This is a genomic window from Desulfurivibrio alkaliphilus AHT 2 (assembly GCF_000092205.1).
Taxonomy (GTDB): Bacteria; Desulfobacterota; Desulfobulbia; order Desulfobulbales; family Desulfurivibrionaceae; genus Desulfurivibrio; species Desulfurivibrio alkaliphilus.
Genome location: NC_014216.1, coordinates 1,907,645 through 1,924,196, shown reverse-complemented (window position 1 = coordinate 1,924,196; position 16,552 = coordinate 1,907,645). Strand labels below are relative to the sequence as shown.

General features: G+C 61.1%; 17 protein-coding genes. 11 read left to right on the top strand and 6 right to left on the bottom strand.

The genetic code is table 11. The features are described 5' to 3' along the window. Nucleotides 1-44: 44 nt before the first annotated feature. Entirely contained in the window at nucleotides 45-710 is a 666-nt protein-coding gene (locus tag DAAHT2_RS08360; RefSeq protein ID WP_013163862.1) for a DUF116 domain-containing protein, read from the bottom strand. A gap of 151 nt (nucleotides 711-861) precedes the next feature. Here DAAHT2_RS08360 and DAAHT2_RS08355 point away from each other — a divergent pair, with 151 nt between their 5' ends. Continuing rightward, complete coding sequence (locus DAAHT2_RS08355) at nucleotides 862-2,481, top strand: sigma-54-dependent Fis family transcriptional regulator (protein WP_013163861.1); 1,620 nt, start codon at nucleotides 862-864, stop codon at nucleotides 2,479-2,481. After that, nucleotides 2,478-3,008, top strand: coding sequence for an epoxyqueuosine reductase QueH (locus DAAHT2_RS08350; RefSeq protein ID WP_013163860.1), 531 nt, complete (start codon nucleotides 2,478-2,480; stop codon nucleotides 3,006-3,008). The genes DAAHT2_RS08355 and DAAHT2_RS08350 overlap by 4 nt, the downstream gene beginning before the upstream one ends. 155 nt (nucleotides 3,009-3,163) lie before the next feature. On the opposite strand, the gene bamD is transcribed toward DAAHT2_RS08350, so the two are convergent. Beyond that, complete coding sequence (bamD, locus tag DAAHT2_RS08345) at nucleotides 3,164-3,970, bottom strand: outer membrane protein assembly factor BamD (RefSeq protein ID WP_013163859.1); 807 nt, start codon at nucleotides 3,968-3,970, stop codon at nucleotides 3,164-3,166. A gap of 1 nt (nucleotide 3,971) precedes the next feature. Continuing rightward, nucleotides 3,972-4,301 carry a thioredoxin gene (gene trxA / locus DAAHT2_RS08340; protein ID WP_013163858.1) on the bottom strand — a complete coding sequence of 110 codons (330 nt, stop codon included), beginning with the start codon at nucleotides 4,299-4,301 and terminating at the stop codon, nucleotides 3,972-3,974. 252 nt (nucleotides 4,302-4,553) lie between these two features. Here trxA and DAAHT2_RS08335 point away from each other — a divergent pair, with 252 nt between their 5' ends. From DAAHT2_RS08335 to DAAHT2_RS08310, 6 genes are all read left to right on the top strand, one after another. Next, on the top strand, nucleotides 4,554-4,775 hold the full coding sequence (locus tag DAAHT2_RS08335; protein ID WP_013163857.1) for a hypothetical protein: 222 nt from the start codon (nucleotides 4,554-4,556) through the stop codon (nucleotides 4,773-4,775). 168 nt (nucleotides 4,776-4,943) lie between these two features. After that, nucleotides 4,944-6,422 (top strand): amidophosphoribosyltransferase, encoded by a 1,479-nt coding sequence (gene purF / locus DAAHT2_RS08330; protein ID WP_013163856.1) that lies wholly within the window; start codon nucleotides 4,944-4,946, stop codon nucleotides 6,420-6,422. Beyond that, on the top strand, nucleotides 6,419-7,390 hold the full coding sequence (locus DAAHT2_RS08325) for a KpsF/GutQ family sugar-phosphate isomerase (protein ID WP_013163855.1): 972 nt from the start codon (nucleotides 6,419-6,421) through the stop codon (nucleotides 7,388-7,390). Before purF ends, DAAHT2_RS08325 begins: the two co-directional genes overlap by 4 nt. Before the next feature lie 281 nt (nucleotides 7,391-7,671). Beyond that, entirely contained in the window at nucleotides 7,672-8,238 is a 567-nt protein-coding gene (locus DAAHT2_RS08320; RefSeq protein ID WP_013163854.1) for a 4Fe-4S dicluster domain-containing protein, read from the top strand. A 14-nt stretch (nucleotides 8,239-8,252) separates the two neighbouring features. Next, nucleotides 8,253-8,675, top strand: a complete 423-nt coding sequence (locus DAAHT2_RS08315) for a hydrogenase iron-sulfur subunit (RefSeq protein WP_013163853.1) — start codon at nucleotides 8,253-8,255, stop codon at nucleotides 8,673-8,675. Then, a complete protein-coding gene (locus DAAHT2_RS08310) occupies nucleotides 8,672-9,340 on the top strand; it encodes a methylenetetrahydrofolate reductase C-terminal domain-containing protein (RefSeq protein WP_013163852.1) in 669 nt (222 codons plus the stop codon). The genes DAAHT2_RS08315 and DAAHT2_RS08310 overlap by 4 nt, the downstream gene beginning before the upstream one ends. 295 nt (nucleotides 9,341-9,635) lie before the next feature. On the opposite strand, the gene DAAHT2_RS08305 is transcribed toward DAAHT2_RS08310, so the two are convergent. Beyond that, nucleotides 9,636-10,436, bottom strand: a complete 801-nt coding sequence (locus DAAHT2_RS08305) for a nitroreductase family protein (protein WP_013163851.1) — start codon at nucleotides 10,434-10,436, stop codon at nucleotides 9,636-9,638. 209 nt (nucleotides 10,437-10,645) lie between these two features. Here DAAHT2_RS08305 and DAAHT2_RS08300 point away from each other — a divergent pair, with 209 nt between their 5' ends. The 3 genes from DAAHT2_RS08300 to DAAHT2_RS08290 are packed head-to-tail and all read left to right on the top strand — an operon-like array spanning nucleotide 10,646 to nucleotide 13,442. Further along, complete coding sequence (locus tag DAAHT2_RS08300) at nucleotides 10,646-11,839, top strand: metallophosphoesterase (protein ID WP_013163850.1); 1,194 nt, start codon at nucleotides 10,646-10,648, stop codon at nucleotides 11,837-11,839. An 11-nt stretch (nucleotides 11,840-11,850) separates the two neighbouring features. After that, on the top strand, nucleotides 11,851-12,687 hold the full coding sequence (locus DAAHT2_RS08295; RefSeq protein ID WP_013163849.1) for an alpha/beta hydrolase: 837 nt from the start codon (nucleotides 11,851-11,853) through the stop codon (nucleotides 12,685-12,687). A gap of 5 nt (nucleotides 12,688-12,692) precedes the next feature. Then, entirely contained in the window at nucleotides 12,693-13,442 is a 750-nt protein-coding gene (locus tag DAAHT2_RS08290) for an endonuclease/exonuclease/phosphatase family protein (protein ID WP_218914991.1), read from the top strand. 12 nt (nucleotides 13,443-13,454) lie between these two features. On the opposite strand, the gene DAAHT2_RS08285 is transcribed toward DAAHT2_RS08290, so the two are convergent. Both DAAHT2_RS08285 and DAAHT2_RS08280 read right to left on the bottom strand, forming a co-directional pair. Beyond that, a complete protein-coding gene (locus tag DAAHT2_RS08285; RefSeq protein ID WP_013163847.1) occupies nucleotides 13,455-14,837 on the bottom strand; it encodes an HD-GYP domain-containing protein in 1,383 nt (460 codons plus the stop codon). A 91-nt stretch (nucleotides 14,838-14,928) separates the two neighbouring features. After that, nucleotides 14,929-16,551, bottom strand: a complete 1,623-nt coding sequence (locus DAAHT2_RS08280) for a diguanylate cyclase domain-containing protein (RefSeq protein WP_435051039.1) — start codon at nucleotides 16,549-16,551, stop codon at nucleotides 14,929-14,931. Nucleotide 16,552 lies beyond the last annotated feature (1 nt).

Here is a 16,552-nt window from a genome sequence, read left to right as displayed (position 1 = left end):
TGCCGCATAGTGGGGTGCCCCTTTTGCCCCTTGGGGGCTTGCGGTTACTCGCGGCTGCGGATCAGTTGTTCCAGTTGTTGCCAGTTCACCTGGCTGCCGCGGCAGCGGCTGTTTTCCAGCAGACAGACCTGGGGGATGACCGGGGTGCCGTGCCGGCCCAGGGTGCCGCCTGCCCTGAAGGTTTCCGGTTTGAGGTATTTTTCTCGGAGGTCGCGGGTGCAGAGGCAGCCGATGACTCCCTGGGGCTGGTGATCTTCGATGCGGCGGACCAGGAAGTTGCGGCTGCGCAAGACCCCTTCCTTTTGATGCAGCTTGCCGCTGACCACGATATAGGCGTCAAGATATCCCAGGTCCAATGCCAGTTGCCGCATTTCACGCAGTCGGCAGGGCAGGTTGCAGGCCGGGGGGCAGATCAGGCCCTGGTCGGGGTCGATGGTGGTGGGGCAGTCGGCGGCCCGCAGGCAGTAAGGCAGAAACAGCAGGCGCCGGTCATAGGGGGTACGGCGAAAGCGGCGGGCGTAAAAACGGTTGCCGACGGCCACCGTGCGGCGGACATAAGCGTCCTTGTCCAGGCCGGGTAGCAGCCGGCAAAGAGGTTTGTAAAGGGTTACCAGGATGGGCAGGGCCAGCCAGGCGGGGAGTAGCTTGAGCATGATCTCGTTGGCTTGCAGAGTGGCTGAAATGTCCGCCAAACGGACTTTTTTTATCATACCCTAACCGCCGGGCAGGGGAAAGATTTCCGGCCGGTGGAGAGTTTTTTATACGGAAAATTTACACAATTTTGTTATCTTGCCTGGGTAACAGGCGGTGATCACATTCACCAATGTATATCCTTAAACGCAGCCATATGGCAACCTTGAGATGACAACCGCAACCAGCAAGACCCCCCAAAGCCCCCCCCCAAACGGCGCCGGCAACGGTGAGGCGACCGAACCCCTGCCCCGCGATTATGCCGACCTGGCCTGTCTTTATGAGATTACCCGGGAGTTGGCCTCTTCGGCCGACCTGCGGGTTTGCCTGGCCAAGATCCTGGCCATCTTATCACGGCAGAAGGGGCTCAACAACGGGGCGGTGACCATTATCAACCCGCTCACCGGCCAGATTGAAACCGAGGTGGCCCACGGGATTACGGTGGAGGCCCGGAAGAAGGGCACCTATCGGATCGGCGAAGGGATCACCGGCCGGGTGGTGGCCTCCGGGGCCCCCATCGTAGTGCCCCGAATCAGTGAAGAGCCCCTTTTTCTCGACCGCACCAGTGCCAGAAGAAGCAGGGGGGAAGAGCTTTCCTTCATCTGTGTGCCCATTCGTCGCGGGCCGGATACCATCGGTGCCTTGAGTGTGGACCGGGAGTACCGGGAAGGAGAGGAATTTGAGCAGGATCTGCGTTTTCTGACCATCCTGAGCGGTCTTGTGGCCCAGACCGTAAAAAGGGTGCAGTTGGTAAACCAGGAACAGCAGCGCCTGGAGCAGGAAAACAGCCAACTGCGCCGGGAGTTGTCGGAAAAATACCGGGTCAGTAGTATTTTGAGCAACTCCAGCCGCATGCAGGAGGTGCTGGAGATGATTCACCGGGTGGCGGCCAGTAACGCCACCGTGCTGCTGCGCGGCGAGTCCGGCACCGGTAAGAGCATGGTGGCCAGGGCGGTGCATCACAACAGCAAACGGGCGGCCGGGCCCTTCATCACCGTCAACTGCTCGGCCCTGCCGGAGACCCTGCTGGAGAGTGAGCTGTTCGGGCATGAACGGGGGGCCTTTACCGGCGCCCACGAGACCCGCAAGGGCCGCTTTGAACTGGCCGAGGGCGGCACCCTGTTTCTTGATGAAATCGGCGAGCTGAGTACCGCCGTTCAGGTCAAGCTGCTCAGCGTGGTGCAGGACCGGGAGTTTCAGCGGGTCGGCGGCAGCCGGCCGTTGAAGTGCGATGTGCGCCTGATCACCGCCACCAATAAGGATCTGGAAAAAGCGGTGGCCGAAGGTACTTTCCGGGAGGACCTTTATTACCGGCTCAACGTCTTTCCCATTTATCTGCCGCCGCTCAGGGAGCGGCGCACCGATATTCTGCTGCTGGCCGAATTTTTCCTGGAAAAATTTGCATCCGAAAACGACAAGAATATCCGCCGCATTTCCACCCCCGCCATTGATCTGCTCACCCAGTACCATTGGCCGGGCAATGTCCGTGAGTTGCAGAACTGCTTGGAACGGGCGGTGCTGATCTGTGACGAGGATACCATCAAAAGTTATCACCTGCCGCCCACCCTGCAGAGCTCCGATTCCCTGCGGGAGGTCAGCCCCAGTTCCTTCACCGCTGCCGTGGAGAGTTTTGAGCGGGAGCTGATCATCGACGCCCTCAAAAAGACCGACGGCAACCAGACCAGGGCCGCGGCCCTGCTGGAGACCAGTCTGCGGATCATCAATTACAAAATCAAGAAATACGCCATTGAGCCCAGGCGCTACCGGGTGGCGGCAAAGAGTTCGGCATGAAGCTGCTGCTCCATATCTGCTGCGGCCCCTGCGCCTGTTATCCGGTAAGCGTACTGCAGGCGGAAGGGGTAGAGTTTCGGGGCTGGTTTTACAACCCCAACATCCATCCTTTTCAGGAATTCAAGCGGCGGCTGGAGGCCCTGGAGCAACTGGCGGCGCGCTGGCAGTTAACGGTGGATTATGAGCGCCGTTACGGGCTGCGCGATTACCTGCGGCAGGTGGTGTTCCACGAGGAGCAGCGCTGCCGTCTGTGCTATGAAATGCGCCTGGCGGCGGCGGCCAGGCAAACCCGGCTGTTGGGGTTGCAGGCCTTCACCACCACGCTGTTGTACAGCCGTTACCAGCAGCTTGAAGTGATTACCGAGGTGGCCCAAGCGGCGGCCCGCCGGGAAGGGGTTGACTTTTATTACCGGGATTTCCGGCCGGGCTGGCGGCAGGGGATTGAAATTTCCCGCCGCCTTGAGTTGTATCGGCAGCCATATTGTGGTTGCATCTACAGCGAGCAGGAGCGGTATGACCGCCGGTAAACGTTCAGCCGCACCGCACCTTTGGGCGATCAGCCAGGCTTGAGTACCGGTGTACGCGGCGCCCGGCTGCTTGCCCAAATCTGCGGCACGGCTGAACGTTTACCGGCCTTTATAACGGTAGGTAAGGTTGGTACCCCTGGTGATGGCTGTGAGCGCTAATAATGGTCGCTTTCGACGCCGGGGGCGGCGCTGACGGTGCCGATAAAATCCCGCCAGCTGCCCAACGACAGATCGGGGACAAAGTCCCGCCAGTTCCGCCGGGGCGGGTTGCCGGCTTCCAGGGCGGCCAGCACTTCTTCGGCTTCCGGGATAAGTTCGCTTTCCGGGTAGTTGTCGATCAGATAAGCAAGCCGTCTTTCCGCCTGGTCGTATTTTTTGGTGTTGAGGTAAAAGCCGGCGATGAACATCTCGTGGCGGGCCATGAAATCCCGGGCAGCCATGGTCCGCGCCTCGGCTTCCTTCCGGTAGGGTGAGTCGGGGAAGGCGCGATTCAGCCGGGTGAAGGCGGCGATGGCGTTCAAGGCGTGGGCGGGGTCGCGATCGATGGTGCCGATCCGCTGGTAATGGCACATGCCGATCTGGAACATTACGTAAGGGATGGCCTCGTTGGTGGGATGGTTGTTTTCAAACTCCTGGTACAGGGGCAGGGCCTCGTCGTAGCGGCGCAGGTAGTAGGTGGCGTCGGCCGCTTTGAGTTCCGCCAGCACCCCCACCGAGCTGAAAGGGTAGCGTTCCTTGAGGTCCTTGAAGATCTCCAAAGCCTGGCGGTATCTGGCCTGGTTGAACTTTTCCATCCCTTCCATGGCCAGCAATTCGGGCGCCCGCGGGTCCTGCTCGGCCTCCGGCGATTGATCGCGGTTCTTGGTGCCGCAACCGCTCACCAGCAGCAGCAGGATCAGCAGGGTCAAAAGCCAGGCCGACCAACCGGTCGGCCTGGCGGACGGATGTTGAAAAAGAGGCATTTTACAGTGCTTTGTCGATGAGGGCGGCGAGCTGGGGTTTGCCCACGGCGCCGGTGATTTGATCCACCACCTCGCCGTTTTTAAACATGATCAGGGTGGGGATGGCGCGGATGCCGTATTTGCCGGGGGTCGACGGGCTGTCGTCGACGTTCATCTTGGCAATGGCGACCTTGCCGGCGTACTCCTCGGCCAGTTGTTCGATCACCGGACCGATGGCCTTGCAGGGACCACACCAGGGAGCCCAGAAGTCAACCAGCACCGGCAGGGAATTTTTCAGTACCTGAGCGTCGAAATCGGCATCGGAAATCTCTAGCAATTTGTCACTGGCCATGTTGGTTCTCCTTCGTTCGTTTGTTATTTGGTTTAGATTTAATCTTTAGCTTAGTTGGCAAATTTTGTTGCTGATTGAGTTGAATACTGGTCTGCCTGGCCCAGGCGGGACTCCCGTATGGGTTCGCAGCCGGGAGGTTGACATCGGTTACACGCCGAAATTGTACCGGCTGGGCAAGATAATGACAAGGGTAAATCATATCTTTGCTGCTCCTTCTTGACAAGCTTTGCCCGGCCGGGATAACATGCTGGCATGGCTTCGCAAACCTGCGCATATTGTTACGAGAAAATCAACCCCCGGGCGGTGGTCTGTCCCTTCTGCGGCCGCGATCTGCCGTCGGCGCCGCCGGCCGCTCCGGCTTCCTGCCGGTTTCCGTTGTGGATCCCGCTGGTCGGTTTGACCGCCGCCACCTTAACCGGTGCTGCCCTGCTGGCCGCCGAGTTTCTACGTGAGCGGCGCCACTGGCTCGATTGAACTCTCCCTTCGTAACCGAGCAGCCGAGCCCCTTTCCCTGCCGGCCTGAATCTCCCATTTGGAAAAAAACTTTGCCCCCAAGCCCGCGAAAAGGTATAGTTACGCTTTTTTCTGTGCGCAAGTTGCGTGTCTGAATTTGGGCTAACTTTAATCTTCATGGCGACTCTCATGGCGACTCCAATACCTTCAACCGACTACCTGCCGCCGGCGGCTGCCGCCAACGATCGACCCCGGGAAGAGTGCGGGGTCTGCGGCATCTACGGCCATCCTTATGCCGCCAAAATTACCTACTTCGGGCTCTTTTCCCTGCAGCACCGCGGCCAGGAAAGCGCCGGGATCGTGGTCTCCGACGGCGAGCAGATCCGCCAGCACAAAGGCATGGGGCTGGTGCCGGAGGTGTTCAGCGAGGAAGACCTGGGGCGTTTGCAGGGGCACCTGGCGGTGGGGCATGTGCGCTACTCCACCACCGGGGCTTCCCACATCACCAACGCTCAACCTTTTGTTGCCACCCACCGGGGCTCCACCCTGGCCGTGGCTCATAATGGCAATCTGGTCAATATTCGCAGTTTGCGTGATGAACTGGAGAGCCAGGGCTCGATTTTTCAGTCCACCATGGACAGCGAGGTGGTGGTCCATTTGCTGGCCCGCTGCCTGGATATGGAGCTGGATCAAGCTATTGTCGAGACCTTTCGGCTGATCAAGGGGGCTTACTCCATCCTGCTGATGACCAAAGACAAGCTGGTGGCGGTGCGCGACCCGGGAGGCTTCAGGCCTCTCTGCCTGGGCCGGCTCAACAACGGTTCATACATTGTGGCCTCTGAAACCTGTGCCCTGGATCTGGTGGAAGCCCAGTACATCCGCGATGTGGAGCCCGGTGAGGTGCTGATCATCGACCAGCAGGGTTTGCGTTCGCTGCATCTTGAGCAAAACCAGCCGCCGAGCTTCTGCATCTTTGAACATGTCTATTTTGCCCGGCCGGACAGCGATATTTTCGGGATCAACGTCTATCAGAGCCGCAAGCGGATGGGTGAGATTCTGGCCCGGGAATGCCCCATTGAGGCCGACCTGGTGATGCCCTTTCCCGACTCGGGCAACTATGCCGCCATCGGCTACGCCCAGGCCTCGGGAATTCCTCTGGAAATGGGGGTGATCCGCAACCATTATGTGGGGCGTACCTTTATCCAGCCCACCCAGTCCATGCGTGATTTCTCCGTGCGGGTCAAGCTTAACCCCATTCGCAGCTTTCTCGAAAACAAGCGGGTGATCATCATGGAAGACTCCATCATCCGCGGCACCACGGCCCGCAGCCGGGTCCAGTCTTTGCGCGGCATCGGGGTTAAAGAAGTGCATATGGTGATCAGTTGCCCGCCCACCCGCAACCCCTGTTATTACGGGATCGACTTTCCTTCCTGCGAAGAGCTGGTGGCCAACCAGAAGACGGTGGAGCAAATTCGCGACTATCTCGATCTGGACACCCTCTATTACCTTAGCCTGGAAGGCCTGGTGGAGGCCACCGGCGCCCCGGCGGAAAACTTCTGCAAGGCCTGCTTCGACGGCAATTATCCTGTGCCGCCGGATCGCGACTTCCGTAAAAACGTCCTTGGCTGCGGGGGATCAACGCTGGCATGCCCGGGCCGCAAGCAATGAGTGTTGAGCAGGCCAGGGAGGTTTTACGCATTGAAGCCGAGGGGATTCTGGCCCTGATCGACCAGGTGGGGGATGAGTTTGCCCGGGCCGTGGAGTTGATCATGAATTGCCCCAGCCGGCTGGTGCTGACCGGCATCGGCAAGTCCGGCATCATTGGCCAGAAGATTGCCGCCACCCTGAACTCCACCGGCACCCCGGCTTTCTTTCTCCACCCGGTGGAGGCCATGCACGGGGACTTGGGGGTGGTGGACCCCCGGGATGTGATTCTGGCCATCTCCTACAGCGGTGAAACCGCCGAGCTGAATCAGCTCCTGCCGACCCTGAAAAAACGGGGGGCGGCCATCATTGCCATGACCGGGCGGCCCGAATCCAGCATGGCCCGGGGGGCCGACGTGGTTCTCTCGGTGACGGTGCCCCGCGAAGCCTGCCCCCTGGGGCTGGCCCCCACCGCCAGCACCACCGCCTCGCTGGCCATGGGCGATGCCCTGGCGGTGGTGCTGCTCAATCGCAAAAAATTCGATGCCCGGGCCTTCCGGCGCAATCACCCCGGCGGCAGCCTGGGCGAACGCCTGAAGGTGCGGGTGGCCGAGGTGATGCTCACCGGCGACGGGATTCCCCGGGTCGACAGTACCGCCTCTTTGGCCGAAGCGTTAGCCGAACTCAACCGCAAGAATCTGGGCGCGGTGCTGGTTATGGCATCGGCCCATCGGATGGCGGGCATTCTCACCGACGGCGATGTCCGGCGGATGCTGGCCCGGGGAGAAGGACCCGAAACGCTGACCCTGGCCCAGGTGATGACCGCCGACCCCAAAAGCATCAGCGCCGAACTGCTGGCCGCCGACGCGCTGAGCATTATGCAGCGCCACGAAGTCACGGTGCTGCCGGTCACCGACGATGAGCGGCAGTTGATCGGCATTCTCCACCTGCAGGATCTGCTGGGCAAAGGCGAATTTCGCTTTCTGGTTTGACGCAATCGTTGATCAGGGATACTGCCCTGCCGAATTAACGGGCCGTAATCGTTCAGCAGTGCCGCAGGTTCGGGTAAGCAGCCAGGCGCAGCGTACCCCATGTACGTAAGTCTGGCTGATCGCCCGAAAATGCGGTGCTGCTGAACGATTACGGTTTGACAAAACCGTTGCTTTTCGGTAGCATTCACGGCTGCTTTTGATCTTGGTTCCGGCTTCCGCCCGGGAAATTGCGTCTTTTCGGGCTGGATTAGAGTTATTACCAGGTTTACAGGGGAAAGTTTATGGCGATTACCAACAAGGAGATTAGTGCGGCCTTCAGCGCCGAGGTTACGGCCCGGCCCGGCGGTGAGCACCTTAACCGCTGTTATTCTTGCGGGGCCTGCAGCGGCGCCTGCCCGGTCAGCCAGGCGATTCCGGATTTCGATCCGCGCCGGCTGATCCATATGATCCGTATGGGGTTGAAAGAGCGCCTGCTCAGCTCGGAGTTGCTCAGCTATTGTTCCGGCTGCCGCAGCTGCGTGTTCGTTTGCCCCCAGGATGTTAAATTTGCCGAGATCGTCGGCGCCCTGCGGGAACTGGCCCTGGAGCAGGGGCTGCTCACCGAAGAGGACCTGTTGGCGCGTGGCAAGGCGGCATGGGTGGAGCGTGACCAGTGTGTCTCCTGCCTTACCTGCGTGCGGGTCTGCCCCTGGCGGATTCCGGTAATCGACCAGGGCGGTCGGGCCCATATCGACGCCAAGGAGTGCCGGGCCTGTGGGATCTGTCCCGAAGAGTGCCCGGCCGGGGCCATTAAACTCAACCAGTCCGCCGATGAGCGGCTGATCGCCGCCGCCGGCGGCGGCCGCTAAGGGAGGGCGAACAAATGGCCTTTACTCCGAATATTCAAGTTTTCTGTTGTCATTACACCTCTCAGCAGGCCCTGGCCGAGGGGCGGGAAGGGCTCACCGCCGACGGTTTTCCGCCCAACGCCAACATCAACCGGCTGGTCTGCGGCGGCAAACTCAAGGTTTCCGATCTGCTGGCCGCCTTCGAGCAGGGGGCCGACGGAGTCTGCGTGGTCGGCTGCCGGCCCGATGAGTGCCACAACCTGATGGGCAGTCAGCGGGCCGCCCGGCGGGTGCTGGCGGTGAAAAAAGCCCTGGAAGAGCTGGAAGTGGAGCCCGAGCGGGTGGCCATGTTCCACCTGGAGCGCGGCTTTCACCCCGAGTTTGTCCGGGTGACCCAGGAGATGAATGAAAAAGTCCAACAACTCGGGCCCAGTCCGTTCAAGGGGGAGCAAGGATGATTATCGCTGAACGTAAACCGGTTAACGAAATCGTGGAAATGGTCCGGGATGCCAAGCGCGTTCTGGTATTGGGCTGTCGCGGCTGTGTTTCGGTCTGCTCCGCCGGCGGCGAGCGGGAAGTTGAACTGCTCAGTTCGCTTATTCGCCTGGGCAAACAGAAACAGGGGCAAAAGGCCGAGGTGATCGGCGCCACCCTAGTGCGCCAGTGCGACAAGGAGTATGTCGACGAGATCGATCAGTGGCAGGGGCAGTACGACGCCATTGTCTCCATGGCCTGCGGGGTGGGGGTGAACTTTATTGCCAACCTGCGCCCCAACGACCAGGTTTATCCGGCGGTCAACACCACCAGCTTCGGCGGCTCCACCGAGCAGGGGGTGTGGAGCGAGCAGTGCGCCGGCTGCGGTGACTGCGTGCTGCATCTCACCGGCGGCCTTTGCCCGGTGGCCCGCTGTGCCAAAAGCCTGATGAACGGACCCTGCGGCGGTTCGGTGGAAGGCCGCTGCGAGATTCACCAGGAAGTGCCCTGCATCTGGCAGTTCATTCACGAGCGGCTCAACCGTTTCGAGCGCCGGGAAGATCTGGAGCGGGTGGCCCCCATTCGTGACTGGCGCAGCGCCGGCCACGGCGGCCCCCGAAAAACGGTGCGCCCCGACCTCACCCTGTAAAAGGGGAAAACGCGGGTAAGCGGTCACGGGGCACCCCACCTTGCGGCGATCAGCCCGGCTTGAGTACCCGGTGTACGCTACGCCGGTCTGCTTGCCGCAATCTGGGGCACCCCGTGACCGCTTACTCCTTGGAAGATCGTCACGCAGGGGGTATCCCGTAATCAGTTACAAACGCGGAGCTGCTCAACGATTACCGTAAAACTTTCGGCAGTGCCACGGACGGCAGGCCGATTGGCGTACAACAGTGCGTCGGTCGGCTTGAGCGCCGCAAGATGTGGTGCTGCCGAAAGTTTTACTAGCGCCAGGTGGCGTCAATCGGGTTGCGCTGGGGGATGCGGGCGAAGCGGAACTTGGGGTAGCCCAGCATCAGGGCGCCGTGCACCCGGTGATTTTCCGGCAGCGCCAGGGCTTCCAGCAGGGGCGGGTGGTTGAAGGCGGCGGCCAGGAAAAGGCCGGCCCAGCAGGTGCCCAGCCCCTTGCCGTGGGCGGCCAGGTCCAGGTAGGTCAGGGCGATGGTGCAGTCTATTTCAGGTTTCAGGGCCTTATCCGAGGCGTAAGCGATCACCAGATGCGGCGCCCCGTTCAGGATCTTGTCCTTGCCTTCCTCCCAGGCGCTGACCGCTCCCGGAAAGGAGTTGTTGGCCCGCATCCAGTCCACCGTCAGCTCGATCATCCGGTTTTTCTCGGAGGGCGATTCAATAATCAGCCACTTGGTGGGCTGGGCGTTTTTAACCGACGGGGCCCAGCGGCTGATATCCAGCAATTCACCAAGAACTTCTCGGGGCACCGGTTTGTCTTTGTAGTTGCGGATGCTCCGCCGGCTGCGCAGCAGCAGGGCGGTGGCTTCGGCACTGGGGACAAGGCGCCGGTCCAGCGGCAGGCAGCTGTCCGGGCCCTGACCCTTTAAGCTTAATGCGCCGTGGGGGCAAACCGCCAGGCAGTGCCCGCAGTCGATGCAGATCCGGGCCGCTGCCCGTCTGGTGGCGGGATAACCGCCATCCTCGCTTTCGCTGATTAAGCCGAATGGGCACCCTGCCATGCAGATGCCGTCACGTTTACATTTTTTCCGGTCAACGGAAATCAGTTCCATGCTCATTGATTCCCCTCGTGAGGATGGTATGGTCGGTTTCAAGGCTACGTTGCAGTGCCGTAGATTATATTAAGTTACCGCTGGCTTGCCGTTGGCAAATTGCGGCCATTCTACCCGGTCCCGTGGGTCAGCGCAACGTTAGCATCCCCTGCTGCCGGTGGCGGCTGTTGGTTAGCCGGCCGTGCAGGTTAAAAAACGATACTTCGGGCTGATTGATGCTGCTCTTTTTATCGGCGTTTTTTTTAGTTTACGGCAGCCTGCACTGGCTTTTTTACCGCCTGCTGAAGACGGCCTGGGAGCCGGGGCGATGGCGCTGGCTGCTGCTGTTTGTCCTGCTGCTGCTGACTTTGGCCCCGGTGCTGGTCCGCCTGCTGGAGCGGCAGGGGCTGGAGGGTACGGCCCTGGTGGCGGCTTATGCCGGTTTTTACTGGATGGGGTTTGTTTTTTTGTTTGCGGTGGCGGCCCTGCTGCTCTCCGGGCTGGGCTGGCTGCTCCGTTATCGCCGGCAGCGGCGAGTCCTGTCAGGCGATGAGCCCGGCCGGTTGGGCCCGTTTTTGCCCCCGGCCGCGATTTTTAAACTGGCCCTGGTTTTTGCCCTGGCCGCCAGCTTTTACGGTCATTTCGAGGCGCGGCGGATCATCATCGAAGAGGTGCGGCTGGCCTCCCCGAAGCTGGCCGATTTTGCCCCGGCCGTTGCCGCGGGCAGCGGGGCGGCAAATGAGCCCTGGCCGGCCGAGCGCCCCCTGCGGATTGTTAAAATAACCGATGTCCACCTGGGGTTGCTGGTCCAGGAAGCCCGACTGGCGCCGATGCTGGCGGCAGTCGAGCAGGCCCGGCCGGATATCCTGGTGGCCACCGGTGATATTGTTGACGGCCAAGGTGACGGGATTGCTCACTTGGCGGCCAAAATCCGCCGCCTGGAGGCCCCGCTGGGCAAATTCGCCATCCTTGGCAACCATGAGTTTTATGTGGGGGCGGAGCAATCCCGGGCGTTTTTGGAGGAGGCCGGTTTTACCGTGCTGCGCGGGGAGAGTGTGGTCATCGGTAACCGCCTGCGCATCGCCGGGGTGGATGATCGTACCGGCATTGCCATGGGGTTGACCCCGCCGGAGCAGGAGCGGGAGCTGCTGGCCGAATTGCCGGCGGCAACATATAATATTCTGCTCAAGCATCAGCCGGAAATCGTGCCCGGCGGGCATGTGGATCTGCAGTTGTCGGGGCATGTGCACCGGGGGCAGCTGGTGCCCTTTAATTTTTTTACCTGGCTGGCCTACCGGGTGCCCACCGGCTTGAGCCGGGCCGAAGATGGCCGCTATCTTTATGTGGGGCGCGGAACCGGTACCTGGGGGCCGCCGGTCCGCTTTCTGGCGCCGCCCGAGGTGACGCTGATCAAGCTTTATCATCAGTAAAGGACGATAAGATGGATATTCGTGCAATGAATTACGAAAAACTGGCTCATCCCGCCATTGCCGCGGCCCTGTTTCACCCCCGGGCGGACTGGCACCCCCCCGCGGCGCCGGCGTTTGATCAGGAGGTGGAAGTGGTGCCGGGGGTGAAACTGCCGTTGCGTTACCACCTGGGAGCGGAAGCGGCGGAGGCGCCCAACTTGCTGTTTTTTCACGGTAACGGCGAGGTGGCCAGTGATTACGACGAGCTGGGGCCCCGCTTCAACGCCGCCGGGATCAACCTGGTGGTGGCCGAATACCGGGGCTACGGGGCCGCCACCGGCACCCCGTCGGTTGCCAACCTGGTCAGTGATGCCCGTAAACTGCTGCCGGTGGTCCGCGCTACCCTGGCCGAGCGGGGCAAAAGCGGCCGCCTGGGGGTCATGGGCCGCTCCCTGGGCAGTGTTCCGGCCATTGACCTGGCGGTCAGCGCCCCGGCCGGTGAGGTGGAGGGGTTGATCATCGAAAGCGGCATTGCCCAGACCCTGCCTTTTCTGCTCGGCCTGGGGGTCGACGTGCAGGACTGCGGGCTGAGCAGCGAGGCGGAAGGCTTTTGCAATGTGCAGAAAATGACCCTGGTCGAAAAACCCACCTACATCCTCCATGCCCAGCATGACGAGATCATCCCGCCGGGCCTGGCCGAAGCCCTGCAGGCCCATTGCGGGGCTCAGAGCAAGGAATTTCAACTGGTGCCGGGTGCCGGGCATAACGATATCATCGAGCGGGTGGGGGACCTGTATTTTCAGGCCCTGGCGATGTTCTGCCGCAAGCTGGGGCAAAAGCCCCGGCGCAAAAAAATGGGAGTGCGGTAAAGGAGATGATGCGTTTACGAGTGATGTCGTACAATATTCACCGGGCCATCGGGGTTGATCGCCTTTTTCGCCCCGAGCGGATCGCCCGGATCATCAAGCACCACGAACCCGACCTGCTGCTGCTCCAGGAAGTGGATGTGGGGGTGCCCCGTTCCCGCAACCTGGACCTGGCCGAGGAACTGGCCGGCCTTTGCGGCTATCCGCACCGGGCGCTGGGGCTCAACGTGGCCCTCACCAAGGGGCATTATGGTAATGCTACCTTAAGCCGCTTTCCCATTGTGGCCGAGCGCAACATCGACCTGACCCTGCCCGGCCACAAGGCGCGGGGCTGTCTCTACACGGCCCTTGAGATTCCGGAGAGCAACGGCAAGTCCCGCCCCCTGGCGGTGTTCAATCTGCACCTGGGGCTTTCTTTCAACGAGCGGCCCAGGCAGGTGGGAAACCTGGTCAAGACCCCGGAGTTTGCGGCCCTGGCCCCGGATGACCCCTGCATCGTGGGCGGTGACTTCAACGACTGGTTCACCCGCCTGTCGCCCATGTTCACCGAGGTGATGGACTTCAAATGCGCCTCCAGTCACCAGGAAGATTTTCAGAGCCCTTACCTTACCTACCCATCTTTTTCTCCCACCGGCGGGCTGGATAAGATTTTCGTCCGCGGGCCTTTCGCGATTGTCAAACGCCAGCGCTGCCGGATGCAGATCTCCAAAATCGCCAGCGACCACCTGCCGGTGCTGGCCGACCTGGACTGGCAGTAAGGCAAGAAGCGATCATGACGGTTGGCTGGTGACGACTCGGCGCAGATAGTCCGGCAGAATCTCGTAGGCCTCAATGGGGTTGAGCGAAGGGCGGCGACGGTCAACTTTGATTTCCTTGGGGGCCTGGCCCTGGCTCAGATCAAGCAGTTCCGGTTTGTCGCGGAGGGACTCGCCCTCGCTGTCGGTCAGCGGCAGCAGTACCGGCCCATCGCTTTCCAGCACGTAGCAAAGCTGGCCGTTGGTCAGGTGAACCACGCTGCCCGGTGGGTAAATGCCCACCGACTTGACAAAGGAGTGCAGCACGTACTGCAGCAGCGGCTCCTTTCTGGCGTAACGGTTGAAGATGTCGGTCACCGCACCCACCGGGTTGAGCGCCTCCCGGTAGCAGCGCTTGGAGGTCATTGCATCATATACATCGGCCAGCTTGCAAACCTTAACATAGGCAGGAATCAGGTGCGGGCTCTGGGCCGGGTAACAGCGCTCTTCGGCGCTGTACAGCTTGGCGTGGTGATAGTAGCAGATGTTGGCGATATAAGGGTTGTTCAGTCTGTTTTTGTCCAGGATGAGGCGGGCCTTTTCGGTAACATGTTTGCGCACTTCGGCAAATTCGCTCTCTTTTAGCCGGCCGGTTTTATTGAGCACCTCTGGGTCGATCAGCACCTTGCCCAGGTCATGGAGGAAAAAGCCCAGCGAGATATCCTGCAATTCAGCGGGGAGGAAATAAGAGAAGGCACTGGGGTCCCTTTTTTCTTCCCCCAAGCCGCCGGTGGGTACATTGTTCAGCAGGCTGTTGACCGCATTGCTGAAGTTGCTGTTGAACTTTTTCAACACCACTGTCCCGATGGTGCAGACGTTGACCGAGTGGTTGTAGAGATAGTCGTCACAGGAGAAAATCTCCCGGGTCAGGTAAGCAAATGAATTGTCGTGGCTGGTGACAAAATTTGCCAGACCTTTGACGGTTTCATTCACCGGTTCCAGGTCGAATTCGCCGCCGGTCCGGCGGATGGAGTCCATAATCTGCCGGAGACAGGCCTTGGCCTGCTGATACTTTTCCGCCGCGATCCTTTTGGTCTCGATAATCTCGTTGATCCGCCGCTCGATCTCGCCGCCCCGGCCGCCGCCGGCTACCGGTTTCTGCACCGGCGCCTCACTGGGCAAATCCAGCCGGTTGCCCTGGCTGTCCCAGATTCCCCCGCCGCCGGCTGCGTTGATCGGCACCATTCCGGCTCCCTGCTCTTTGGCCCGCACCAGCACCTGGGGGTCGGTGATCGGTACCTCCTTGTCCAGCAGTAAAATTCCCTGCTTATTGAAAACGTCCACCCCGGTGCGGACGGTGCCGCCCTTTTGCACCACCTCAATCAGGCGGTCGATGGGTAACTTCGGTGCCTTGTCCATCTTTTTTCTCCATGGCCCAATCCGGCTTGCAGTACCGGAGGGGCTTATTCCCAGGGCGCAAGCAGGAGGTGAGTGCTTGCAGCGAAAAAAATCAAGAGGCGGAGCAGTGCCGCCAGGTGTGCTTGCCCGCCTTTTTGGCGGCAAACATCGCGGCGTCGGCCTTCTCCAGCAGTTGCTCCGGGTCGGCGGCATCGGTGGGGAAGAGGGCCAGGCCGATGCTGGCCCCAATTTGTACTTCCTGCTCTTCCAGGTTCATCGGTCGGGCCATTGCGGCCAGCAGTTTTTCAGCCACTTTCTCGGCGTCGCCTGGGCCGTTGTGCAAAGATTCCAGCAGTACCACGAACTCGTCGCCGGCGAAACGGGCCACCATGTCCTTTTGGCGAACCGCCTGCCGCAAGCGTTTGCCCACCACCCGCAGCAGTTGGTCGGCAAAGAGATGGCCGTGCCGGTCGTTGATCGCCTTGAAGCCGTCGAGATCAATAAAAAGCAGAGCCGCTTCACCCTCGTGCCGACGGGTCAGATGGTGCAGGCGCAGGTTGAAAAGTTGCCGGTTGGGCAGGCCGGTCAGGGGGTCGTAGTAGGCCTTGGCGTGTAACTCCTCCTGCTGCCGGCGCAGGTTCGATTCGGTAAGTACCCGTTCAGTGATATCACGGCCACTTTCAATTATCCCGGCCAGCCGGTCTTCGGCATCGAGGAAAGGGGTGGCCAGAACCTCCATGGCCCGGGGATCGCCGGCGGCATTGCAATATTCATGCACCACTCTGGTGGCCTCCCCCGTATTTAAGACCATCTGCAGGGGACAGGGGTGCTCGTCATCCGGTCGGCAGGGGGTGTCGCGTCGGTGCGAAACCTGGTAGCAGAACTCCTGGCCGCGGCCATCCTCGGTAATCGTGCGGGCCGCCCGATTCATCCAGAGCACGCGGTGGTCTTTGGCAATCACCATGATGGGTTCGGCGCAGCCGTCGATCACCGTTTGCAGAAAAGCGTGCTGGCCAGCCAGCTCTTCCTCGGCCTGCTGGCGCCGTTGCACTTCATTCTGCAAGCCGGTGTTGGCTTCTTGCAGAGCCCGGGTGCGGCGCTCAACCAGCATTTCCATTTCGTCAAACAGCTCCCGGTTGCTCAGCAACCGGCCCAGCATGGTGCAAAAAAGTCGCAGCAGGCGCTGGTGCCAGAGAGTGAAGTAGTTCGGGGCCGGGTAGAAGACATTGAGCACCCCCAGGATCCCTTCTTCCGAGCGGATCGGCAGGCAAAGCAGGGAACCGTCGGGTTCCGGTGCCCCGGTTTGCGGCGCTTGCTTGAAACGGGGGTCGGTGGCGGTTGAGCGGCACTCAACCAGCTCTCCGGCTGCTGCCGCCTGGCCGATTATCCCTTCGCCCAAGCGAAAGCGGCGCGGGGGCCGGCGTTGCTGCGGCGCCCCGGCAAGCTCGGGGGTATCGTCTCCGCGCAGCAGATCCTCCCAGTCCAGGCCGGCGGCGTTGATAAGTTCCCCGCTTTCTTCCTCCAGCAGGAAGATGGAACAGCGCTCCAGGTCCTGGTTTTCCATCAGGGCTTCCAGGGCCTGCTGCAGTAATTCCCGCTGATCAAGCCCGGCCACCGGCAGGTCGGCCAGGGCGGAGAGGGCGGACAGGGAGTCCAGCAGGTTGACGATATGGCGGTTCAACTCCCGGGAAACCTGGCCGTATGTGGTGTCAGACTCCAACGGCAAAATCTTCACC

Coding starts and splice junctions, on each gene's coding strand:
- DAAHT2_RS08285 (WP_013163847.1), bottom strand. CDS start 14,837: ATGGACAAGGCACCGAAGTTACCCATCGACCGCCTGATTGAGGTGGTG.
- DAAHT2_RS08305 (WP_013163851.1), bottom strand. CDS start 10,436: ATGAGCATGGAACTGATTTCCGTTGACCGGAAAAAATGTAAACGTGAC.
- DAAHT2_RS08320 (WP_013163854.1), top strand. CDS start 7,672: ATGGCGATTACCAACAAGGAGATTAGTGCGGCCTTCAGCGCCGAGGTT.
- DAAHT2_RS08360 (WP_013163862.1), bottom strand. CDS start 710: ATGATAAAAAAAGTCCGTTTGGCGGACATTTCAGCCACTCTGCAAGCC.
- DAAHT2_RS08335 (WP_013163857.1), top strand. CDS start 4,554: ATGGCTTCGCAAACCTGCGCATATTGTTACGAGAAAATCAACCCCCGG.
- DAAHT2_RS08315 (WP_013163853.1), top strand. CDS start 8,253: ATGGCCTTTACTCCGAATATTCAAGTTTTCTGTTGTCATTACACCTCT.
- DAAHT2_RS08350 (WP_013163860.1), top strand. CDS start 2,478: ATGAAGCTGCTGCTCCATATCTGCTGCGGCCCCTGCGCCTGTTATCCG.
- DAAHT2_RS08300 (WP_013163850.1), top strand. CDS start 10,646: ATGCTGCTCTTTTTATCGGCGTTTTTTTTAGTTTACGGCAGCCTGCAC.
- DAAHT2_RS08295 (WP_013163849.1), top strand. CDS start 11,851: ATGGATATTCGTGCAATGAATTACGAAAAACTGGCTCATCCCGCCATT.
- bamD (WP_013163859.1), bottom strand. CDS start 3,970: ATGCCTCTTTTTCAACATCCGTCCGCCAGGCCGACCGGTTGGTCGGCC.
- DAAHT2_RS08290 (WP_218914991.1), top strand. CDS start 12,693: ATGATGCGTTTACGAGTGATGTCGTACAATATTCACCGGGCCATCGGG.
- trxA (WP_013163858.1), bottom strand. CDS start 4,301: ATGGCCAGTGACAAATTGCTAGAGATTTCCGATGCCGATTTCGACGCT.
- DAAHT2_RS08310 (WP_013163852.1), top strand. CDS start 8,672: ATGATTATCGCTGAACGTAAACCGGTTAACGAAATCGTGGAAATGGTC.
- purF (WP_013163856.1), top strand. CDS start 4,944: ATGGCGACTCCAATACCTTCAACCGACTACCTGCCGCCGGCGGCTGCC.
- DAAHT2_RS08325 (WP_013163855.1), top strand. CDS start 6,419: ATGAGTGTTGAGCAGGCCAGGGAGGTTTTACGCATTGAAGCCGAGGGG.
- DAAHT2_RS08355 (WP_013163861.1), top strand. CDS start 862: ATGACAACCGCAACCAGCAAGACCCCCCAAAGCCCCCCCCCAAACGGC.